The organism is Cupriavidus sp. 05N40, assembly GCF_056397305.1.
In genome coordinates this window covers 46,719-55,623 of sequence record NZ_JBFTND010000076.1, presented here as the reverse complement: position 1 = coordinate 55,623, position 8,905 = coordinate 46,719, and the positions used below count along the sequence as shown (strand labels likewise).

At 68.6% G+C, this 8,905-nt stretch carries 7 protein-coding genes and 2 pseudogenes; 6 read left to right on the top strand and 3 right to left on the bottom strand.

The genetic code is table 11. The features are described 5' to 3' along the window. Together AC1DO7_RS18735 and AC1DO7_RS18730 are read right to left on the bottom strand one after the other, a co-directional pair. The coding region (locus tag AC1DO7_RS18735; protein ID WP_477116432.1) for a TPM domain-containing protein at window positions 1–808 on the bottom strand (808 nt) is incomplete at its 3' end. Between the two features lie 111 nt (window positions 809–919). Then, entirely contained in the window at window positions 920–1,534 is a 615-nt protein-coding gene (locus tag AC1DO7_RS18730; protein ID WP_441612569.1) for a LemA family protein, read from the bottom strand. Window positions 1,535–1,977: 443 nt separating this feature from the next. Between AC1DO7_RS18730 and dapA the strand changes: the two are divergent. After that, a pseudogene (gene dapA, locus AC1DO7_RS18725) lies at window positions 1,978–2,923 on the top strand (4-hydroxy-tetrahydrodipicolinate synthase). A 20-nt stretch (window positions 2,924–2,943) separates the two neighbouring features. Here the strand turns inward: dapA and hemL are convergent. Continuing rightward, window positions 2,944–4,046 (bottom strand): annotated as a pseudogene (gene hemL / locus AC1DO7_RS18720) (glutamate-1-semialdehyde 2,1-aminomutase). A 223-nt stretch (window positions 4,047–4,269) separates the two neighbouring features. On the opposite strand from hemL, the gene AC1DO7_RS18715 reads away from it, so the two are divergent. The 5 genes from AC1DO7_RS18715 (at window position 4,270) to AC1DO7_RS18695 (ending at window position 8,879) form a co-directional block, all read left to right on the top strand. Beyond that, entirely contained in the window at window positions 4,270–4,440 is a 171-nt protein-coding gene (locus AC1DO7_RS18715) for a rubredoxin (RefSeq protein ID WP_017225880.1), read from the top strand. A gap of 626 nt (window positions 4,441–5,066) precedes the next feature. Next, complete coding sequence (locus AC1DO7_RS18710) at window positions 5,067–5,570, top strand: response regulator (protein ID WP_477116431.1); 504 nt, start codon at window positions 5,067–5,069, stop codon at window positions 5,568–5,570. A 20-nt stretch (window positions 5,571–5,590) separates the two neighbouring features. Continuing rightward, complete coding sequence (locus AC1DO7_RS18705; protein ID WP_441612566.1) at window positions 5,591–5,971, top strand: response regulator; 381 nt, start codon at window positions 5,591–5,593, stop codon at window positions 5,969–5,971. Between the two features lie 55 nt (window positions 5,972–6,026). After that, window positions 6,027–6,599 (top strand): chemotaxis protein CheW, encoded by a 573-nt coding sequence (locus AC1DO7_RS18700; RefSeq protein WP_441612565.1) that lies wholly within the window; start codon window positions 6,027–6,029, stop codon window positions 6,597–6,599. Window positions 6,600–6,713: 114 nt separating this feature from the next. Then, window positions 6,714–8,879 (top strand): methyl-accepting chemotaxis protein, encoded by a 2,166-nt coding sequence (locus AC1DO7_RS18695; protein ID WP_441612563.1) that lies wholly within the window; start codon window positions 6,714–6,716, stop codon window positions 8,877–8,879. Window positions 8,880–8,905 lie beyond the last annotated feature (26 nt).

Here is an 8,905-nt window from a genome sequence, read left to right as displayed (position 1 = left end):
CACCGCCCCCGTCGAATCCGCCGCCGCCACCGCCGCCGAAGCCACCACCACCTCCGCCACCCCCGCCGAAGCCGCCACCGCCACCACCACGTCCCCAGCCACCGCCGAGCCCGCCGAGGGTGCCGCCGAGGCCGCCGGCGGCGGCATCCCAGCCGCGCCGTCCGGTCACGATCTGCGGGCCGCGCGGGCGCCGTGCCGCGGAGGTGAAGAAGAACAGGATGATGGCGAGCGGGAACAGCACCGGCAGCCAGTCGGTCCACGAGCCGCGCTGGGCCGGCTTGCCGCCGGCCTGCGGCCCGGCCAGGCCTTCCTTGTCGATGGTGGCCTGGATGGCCGAGACGCCGGCCGCGAGGCCGCCGTAGAAGTCGTTCTGGCGGAAATGCGGCGCCATCACGTCCTGCAGGATGCGCTTGGACATCGCATCGGTGAGCGAGCCTTGCACGCCGCGGCCTACCTCCAGCCGCATCTTGCGCAGCCCGGGCGGGTTGTCCTTGGCGATCAGCAGGATCACGCCGTCGTCGATGCCCTTGCGTCCGGCGCGCCAGGCGTCGGCCACGCGGATGCTGTAGGCGTCGATCGGCTCGGGCTCGGTGGTCGGCACCATCAGCACGAAGATCTGGCTGCCGCGCTGCTGCTCGTACTCGGCCAGCACGTTTTCCAGCGCGCTGCGCTGGCCGGCGCTGAGCGTGCCGGTGAGATCGGTCACGCGCTGGGTCAGCGCCGGCACCGGCACGAAGCCATCGGCGCCGGCCGCCGCGGCGGCCAGCGCTGGCCATGCCAGCAGCGCGCCGAGCATCGCCGCCAGCATCAGCAGCGGCGCCAGCACGGTGGCGCGCCCGCCGCGCAGGATGCGCTCAGCGTGCGTCGGGGAGAGTCGGGCCAGGTCTTGCCGCATGCGCTTTGCCTTTTGCCGCCGGGCTCAGAACTTCACTGTCGGGGGCGCCGAGATCGCCTTCTCGTTCTCCACCGTGAACGACGGCTTGACCGGGTACTTGAACACCATTGCGGTCAGGTTGGTGGGGAAGCTGCGTGCCAGGACGTTGTAGTCGCGCACCGCGACGATATAGCGCTGGCGCGCCACGGTGATGCGGTTCTCGGTGCCTTCGAGCTGCGACTGCAGGTCGCGGAAGGACGCGTCCGCCTTGAGCTGGGGATAGTTTTCCGACACCGCCAGCAGGCGCGACAGCGCGCCGCTCAGCTCGCCCTGGGCTTGCTGGAAGCGCTTGAATGCTTCCGGGTCGTTGAGTGTCTCGGGTGAGACCTGGATGCTGGTGGCCGCCGCGCGGGCCTTGGTGACCGCCTCGAGCGTCTCGCGCTCGTGCGTCGCATAGCCCTTGACGGTATTGACCAGGTTGGGGATCAGGTCGGCGCGGCGCTGGTACTGGTTGATCACCTCGCCCCAGGCCGCCTTGACGGCCTCGTCCTTGGTCTGGAAGTCGTTGTACCCGCAGGCGGACAGCAAGCTGGCGCACAGGGCCAGCAAGAGCCAGCGCAAGACAGACCGCGGCGAAGACAGGGAAAGGGCTGCGCGCATCGGAGACTCCGGAATTCGTGGAAACACCAGTGTAGCGCAGGGGCCGGCGCGGGCAAGCGATTCGTCCCGGCGCAGTTGACGGGGGGATGCCGGCACCGGTAGATTGTCGGTTTTGGCGCGGTCGGCTCTCCAGACTTGCACCACGCCTGCACCACCCTGCATCACCGCACAGCCATCGATCACCAGCCTGCCATGCGCGCCTTTTCGCCGGTTTCCGCTCCTGCTTCCGCTGCCTCGCAGCGGCAGGTGCTCGCGCGCGCCAAAGCCAAAAAACAGCCGCTCGTCTGACCGGGGCGTGCTGTTCCGTCAGATGAGCGACGGAACGGCACCTGCGATCAGGGGCGAGGCCAGGTTCATGCCCCTTCACTGCCCCTAGCGGGCCCAGCTGCCACCCGGCGCACTTCTGCACGGTTTCTTCCTGACCGGTCGCACAGGAGTGTTTCATGCAGCAGACAGAACAAGCAGTTCAGGCAGTTCAAGCAGATCAAGCACGGCAAGCAGGACAGGTCTTCTCGGGAATCTGGCTGCCGCTGGTGACGCCGTTCGCCGGGAGCGACGTCGATCATGCAGCGCTGGCGCGGCTGGTGCGTCGCTATGCGGACAGCGGTATCGCGGGCCTCGTGGTGTGCGGCAGCACGGGCGAGGCGGCAGCGCTCGACGAAGACGAGCAACTGGCCGTGCTGGACACCGTGCTGGATGCCGCCGGCGGCCTGCCGGTGACGATTGGGGGTGTCCGGCAGCAATGCGCGGCAGGCTCAGGCGCGCGTGCGGCGCCTGGCCGGGCGTCCGCTGGCGGGCTTGCTGACGCCTGCGCCCGCCTATGTGCGGCCGTCGCAAGCCGGGTTGCGCGATTACTTCGGCATGCTGGCCGACAGCGCCGCCGCCCCGCTGGTGTTGTACGACATTCCTTACCGCACCGGCGTGAAGCTGGACACCGACACCATCCTGGCGCTGGCCGCGCATCCGAATATCCTCGCCATCAAGGATTGCGGCGGGGACTACCACGGCACCCAGGCCGTGATCGCCGACGGACGCCTGGCGGTGCTGGCCGGCGAGGACCACCAGCTGCTGGGCACGCTGTGCCTGGGTGGCCGGGGCGCGATCATCGCCTCGGCGCATCTCTATCCGGAGCTGTTCGTGGCGCTCGCGCGCGCGGTGGCGGAGCAGCGCCTGGAACAGGCAAGGCGCCTGTTCCATGCCCTGATGCCGATGATCCGGCTGCTGTTCGCGCAGCCCAATCCCGGTCCCGTCAAGGCCATGCTGGCGCGCGAGGGCTGGCTGCGCAATGCGCTGCGCGCGCCGATGACGCCGGCCAGCGAGGCACTCGAGACGGCGCTGGCGCGCGCCTGCGCGGACCTCGGCGAGGCCGCCGCCGCCCTGCGCGGCTAGCGCCGGCAGGGGCGCAGCGCTCAGCCGGCGGCGAACGCCTTGCGCGCCGCTTCGATGGTGGTGGCGAGGATGGCGTCGTCGTGCTGCGCCGAGACGAAGCCGGCCTCGAAGGCGGACGGCGCCAGGTACACGCCGGCATCCAGCATGGCGTGGAAGAAGCGGTTGAAGCGCGCGGTGTCGCATTGCGTGACTTCGGCGAAGCTGCCCGGCACGCCGTCGCGGAAGTACATGCCGAACATGCCGCCGATGGCGTCGGCCGCGAACGGCACCCCGGCTTCGCGCGCCGCCGCGGCGAGGCCGTCGGCCAGCTTGCGGGTCTGCACGGCGAGGCGCTCATGGAAGCCGGGCGCCTGGCCTGCGCGCCGCCCAGCGCCACGCGGAAGCCCGTCATGACCTCGTCGAAGATCAGCACGGCGCCATGCCTGGTGCACAGCGCGCGCATGGCCTGCAGGAAGGCATCGCTGGCGCGCACCAGGTTCATGTTGCCGGCCACCGGCTCGACGATCACCGCGGCGATCTCGCCCTGGTGCTTGACGAAGGCCTGCTCGAGCTGCTCGACGTTGTTGTACTCCAGCACCATGGTGTGCTTGGTCACGTCGGCTGGCACGCCGGCCGAGGAAGGCGCATTCTTCGTGGTGTCGGCGAAGGTCAGCAGGCCGGAGCCGGCCTTGACCAGCAGGCTGTCGGCATGGCCGTGGTAGCAACCCTCGAACTTCACGATCAGGTCGCGCTTGGTGAAGCCGCGCGCCAGGCGCAGCGCGCTCATGGTGGCCTCGGTGCCGGACGATACCAGCCGGACCTGCTCGATCGACGGCACCAGCTTGCAGATTTCCTCGGCCATCTCGATCTCGGCCTCGGTCGGTGCGCCGAACGAAAAGCTCAGGCCGGCGGTTTCCTGCACCGCGCGCACCACCTCCGGGTGGGCGTGGCYGACGATCATCGGGCCCCACGAGCCGATGTAGTCGATRTAGCGCTGGCCGTCGGCRTCCCACATRTASGCGCCYTCGGCGCGSGTGATGAAGCGSGGCGTGCCRCCCACSGARCGGAAGGCGCGCACGGGCGAATTGACGCCGCCGGGGATGGTYTGCTGGGCGCGGTCGAAGAGCTGCTGGTTACGRGACATGGCTTTGCGTGAGGTCAAAAGCGGGAGAAAACGAAGAAACGCGTTCCATCAGGCGCCAAGTCACGCGGAAATGCCTGCAAAAAGGCTGCAATGCGTGGCATTTACGCGGTAACGTGCGCGAACACGGCGTATTTGGCCCGAATCCTGCTTGCCTGGCTGGCGCCGGCGGCGCCGATTCGGTACCATCTGGCCCTGAATTTTAATGGAGAGTGACTGAACCGTTATGGAATACAAGACCTGGATGTGCCTGATCTGCGGGTGGATTTACGACGAAGCCGCCGGCGCGCCCGAAGACGGCATTGCGCCCGGCACCAAGTGGGAAGACGTACCCATCAACTGGACTTGCCCGGAATGCGGCGCGCGCAAGGAAGATTTCGAGATGGTGGCCCTGTAAGAGGCACGATCGAAAAGAGCCTGGCGTCGTTGCGCGGCACGGCAAGTGCCACTTGTACTGCCTGCGGCCGCGCCCTTGCAGGGCGCATGCGCGCTGGCTGGCGCGCACCGCCAAGCAGGCGGATCGCCATGCGATCCGAATTCCCCGCTCCGCCCTGGCCAGGACGGCCTCGCTTTATGTCGATAGCGTGATAGCGCTTCTTGGGCCACGTCTTCGGCCACGTGAAGTTGCCATGGACCGTGGGGCGGCAGACGGCCGCCGCCGTGCCGGGCAGATCGGCGTGACGCGCCCATGACGGATCCGCCCCCGGCAGGCCAGTCCGCGTTGCCGCGTCGCGTCGATGCGACAGATCGCCAGGGGCTGGCCGGGATTCCGGATTGACGGCCCCACGGCGACTTGTCACACTCTGTTTCAAATTTGAAAATCCGCCCTTTGGGGGGTGGACCAGGCAGGCGCGGGTACCACGCGCCGCCATTTGCCAGCCGCGGGCCACCGCGGCGGCGTGTTTTTCGGGAATCAGGACGTATTGTTTCGGGGGCCGCCGGAGCAGCCAGGCTGCGCCGCGCGGAAGTTCTCAAGTCAATGCCGGCGTGTCCCGCAGGGGGCGCGCTGGTTGCGGGAACGGTATGCGGGTCGATCAACTACAAGAAAGTATTCGGGTCAGCCTGGGGGTCAACCCCGGAGTCAGCGGCGTGGTCGAAGCCGGTAAAGCCGGCGGCGGTGCTGCGCCCGCGCGGCGCAAGGTGCTCGTCATCGACGACTCCAGCACCATCCGCCGCACCGCCGAGATCTTCCTGTCGCAGGCGGGCTGCCAGGTGCTGCTGGCCGAAGACGGCTTCGAAGCCCTCGCCAAGGTGGGCGACATGCATCCGGACCTGATCTTCTGCGACATCCTGATGCCGCGGCTGGACGGYTACCAGACCTGCGCCCTGATCAAGAAAAGCCCGMGCTTCCATGCCATTCCGGTGATCATGCTGTCGTCCCGCGACGGCGTGTTCGACCGCTCGCGCGGCCGCCTCGTCGGCGCGCGCGACCATCTCGCCAAGCCGTTCACCCGCGAATCGCTGCTGCAGGCGGTAGACGCCTGCCTGCCATGTGCCGCCGCCGTGGCCAGCGCCGAGCCGGCCTGAGCGCATACCCAGGAATACTCATGACTACCAGCAAGACCATCAGCAAGATCCTCATCGTCGACGACTCCCCGACCGAAGCCCTGTTCATGTCCGACCTGCTCGGCAAGAAGGGTTTCAAGGTCTCGGTGGCCGGCAACAGCGACCAGGCCTTCGCCAGGCTCGAGAACGAACGCTTCGACCTGATCCTGATGGACGTGGTGATGCCAGGCCAGAACGGCTACCAGGCCACCCGCGCCATCAAGCGCGACGACCGCTTCAAGGATATCCCGGTCATCATGTGCACCAGCAAGGGCCTGGATACCGACCGCATCTGGGGCATGCGCCAGGGCGCGTCCGACTACATCGTCAAGCCGGTCGACGGCGAAGAGCTGCTCGGCAAGATTGCGGCGCTGGCCCACTGAGGCGAGCCCGCGCGGCCACCCGTTACCCCTCCTTCCTCTCACCGGAAATCCGCTCATGAACGCGCCGCGCCAGGACCTCCGTGCCCGCCAGACCCGGCTGCAGGACTACCAAGCCATGCTGGCCCGCCGCTTGCGCGAGGCGCGCAGCCTGCCCGCGGTGGAGAGCTACCTCGGCCTGCAGGTGGGCCAGCGCCACTGGCTGCTGCCGCTGCTGGAGACCGGCGAGGTGATGGAGATGCGCCAGCCCAGCCGCGTGCCGCTGACGCAGGGCTGGTACACGGGGCTGGTCAATGCGCGCGGCAGCCTCCTGGGCGTGATCGATTTCAGCCTGTTCTGCGGCGAGGGAGCCACCCCGCTGCAGCCGGGCAGCAAGATCGTGGTGTTGTCGCGCCAGGTCGAGCGCGCGTGCGGCATCCTGGCCACGCGCGTGATCGGCCTGCGCCATGCGGGCGAGCTGAGCCTGCCGGCCGGGACGCAAGGCAGCCGGCCGGAGAGCCCGTCCGAGGGCGCGCCCGAATGGGAGGGCGCGCGCTTCGCCGACCGCGACGGGCGGGACTGGCAGGTGCTGGACGTGCGCCGCCTGCTGGCGTCGCCCGCCTTCCTCCAGGTGGGCCGGCAGGCCGCCTGAGCGCGCAGCGGGCAGGGCAGCGGTACGGATGGGGAGGGGGCGGGTCCGCGCATGGTCGCGGGCGCGCCGCAGAGAAACCAAGAATCGAAAAATAACGAACAGAGGGTGGGTGCTATGGGTTTCAAGAACTTCAGCCTGGGTCGCCGCGGGCCGGTGGCCGCCGCCGCCGAGATGGCGGTGAATGCCGGCGCGCCGGCGGCAAGGAGCACCCCGGCCGAGCGTATCGCGGACAGGCTTGGCCGCATCCCGTTCGCCAGCCAGCAGCGCGCGCTCACCGGCGGCGTGATGCTGTCCCTGGTGGCGCTGCTGGTCTCGGTCTATGCCGATAATCGCGAAGCCAACAACGGCGCGGCACAGATCGAGATCGCCGGCGACATGCTGATGCACTCGCAGCGCCTGGCCAAGGCGGTGCCGGTGGCGCTGCTGGGCAATGCGCAGGCCTTTACCCAGCTGCGCCAGTCCAGGGAGGAACTGGCGGGCGACTTGCAGGCCCTGCAGAACGGCAGCGACACCAAGCACGTGCGCGCCAGCAGCGGCGCCGCCGTGCCGCTGCTGGAAAAGGCCACGGAATCCTGGCGCCGCACCGAGAAGAGCGCGGGCGACGTGCTGGCGCAGTTGCCCACCCTGATCACCATCGGCCAGACGCTGCAGATCTTCAACGCCTCCAACCCCGAACTGCTGGAAAGCGCGGAGCAGGTGGCGGCAATCAAGCTGCAGAGCGGCGCCAACGCACGCGAGGTGGCCGCCTCCGCGCAGCTGGTGATGCTGACGCAGCGCCTGGGCAAGAACCTCAACGAATTCCTGGCAGGCGAAGGCGTCAACCCGGAAACCGCGTTCCTGCTGGGCAAGGACACCAATACCTTCCGCGAAACCCTGGACGGGCTGCTCAACGGCAGCGAGGCGCTGCGCCTGTCGGCCGCCGGCGATGCCGAGACCCGCACCTACCTGCAGCAACTCTCGCAGCGTTTCGACGCCGTGCAGAAGACCACGCAGACCATCCTGCAGAACCTGCCCGGCCTGATCGCCGCCAAGCGTGCCCAGCAGCAGATCTTCAACGACAACGAAGCCCTGCGCGGCGAGCTGTCGCAGTTGCAGGCCGCCTACGCGGAAGGCGCGCGCGTGCGTCCGCTGACGCTTGGCGCCACCATCGTCTCGGCCGCGCTGACGCTGCTGTTCCTGGCCGGCCTGGCCGCGCTCTACCTGCGCGACTCGCGCGCCAAGGCGCTGGAAGCCGAAGCCCGCGAGCACGAAGCCGACGCGCGCCGCCTGGATGAAAAGCGCAACAACGACGCGACCCAGAAGGCGATTCTGCAGCTGATGAACGAACTGCAGGACATCGCCGACGGCGACCTGACCAAGCAGGCCACCGTGACCGAGGACATCACCGGCGCCATTGCCGACTCGGTGAACTACACGGTGGAAGAATTGCGCGAGCTGGTGGGCCGTGTGCAGCAGACCGCCGGCGAGGTCACGCAGGCTTCCGGCCAGGTGCAGGACACGTCGATCGAACTGGTGGCCGCATCCGAGGAACAGTCGCGCCAGATCCGCCAGACCGGCGAGTCGGTGGTGGAAATGGCGGACCGCATCACGCAGGTGTCGCGCGGCGCCGCCGAGTCGGCCAACGTGGCGCGCGCCTCGCTGGCCGCCGCCGAGCAAGGCCAGCACGCGGTGCAGAACGCCATCCTCGGCATGAACGACATCCGCGAGCAGATCCAGGACACCTCCAAGCGGATCAAGCGCCTGGGCGAATCGTCGCAGGAGATCGGTGAAATCGTCGAACTGATTTCCGACATTACCGAGCAGACCAACGTGCTGGCACTCAACGCCGCCATCCAGGCCGCATCGGCCGGCGAAGCCGGGCGTGGCTTCTCGGTGGTGGCCGAGGAAGTGCAGCGCCTGGCGGAACGCTCCGGCGAGGCAACCAAGCAGATCGGCGCGCTGATCCGCACCATCCAGACCGACACGCAGGACGCGGTGCACGCCATGGAGCGCAGCACGCAGGGCGTGGTCGAAGGGGCCAAGCTGTCCGACAATGCCGGCGCCGCGCTGGTGGAGATCGGCCGCGTGTCGCGCCAGCTTGCCGAGCTGATCGAGCAGATTTCCCAGACCACTTCGCACGAGGCGGGCCTCGCCACCGCGGTGGCACGCAATATCGAAGGGATCCTGCAGGTGACCGAGCAAACGTCGTCCGGCACGCGCCAGACTGCGTTGTCGGTGCGCCAGCTGACCCTGCTGACCGAGGAACTGCGCAATTCCGTGCTGCGATTCAAGATCGCCTGACGAGTTACGCGAGCCCGCGCCATCGC

Excerpts from the sequence above, each read along its gene's own strand:
- AC1DO7_RS18730 (WP_441612569.1), bottom strand. The coding sequence starts at position 1,534 with ATGCGCGCAGCCCTTTCCCTGTCTTCGCCGCGGTCTGTCTTGCGCTGG.
- AC1DO7_RS18715 (WP_017225880.1), top strand. The coding sequence starts at position 4,270 with ATGGAATACAAGACCTGGATGTGCCTGATCTGCGGGTGGATTTACGAC.
- AC1DO7_RS18705 (WP_441612566.1), top strand. The coding sequence starts at position 5,591 with ATGACTACCAGCAAGACCATCAGCAAGATCCTCATCGTCGACGACTCC.
- AC1DO7_RS18700 (WP_441612565.1), top strand. The coding sequence starts at position 6,027 with ATGAACGCGCCGCGCCAGGACCTCCGTGCCCGCCAGACCCGGCTGCAG.
- AC1DO7_RS18695 (WP_441612563.1), top strand. The coding sequence starts at position 6,714 with ATGGGTTTCAAGAACTTCAGCCTGGGTCGCCGCGGGCCGGTGGCCGCC.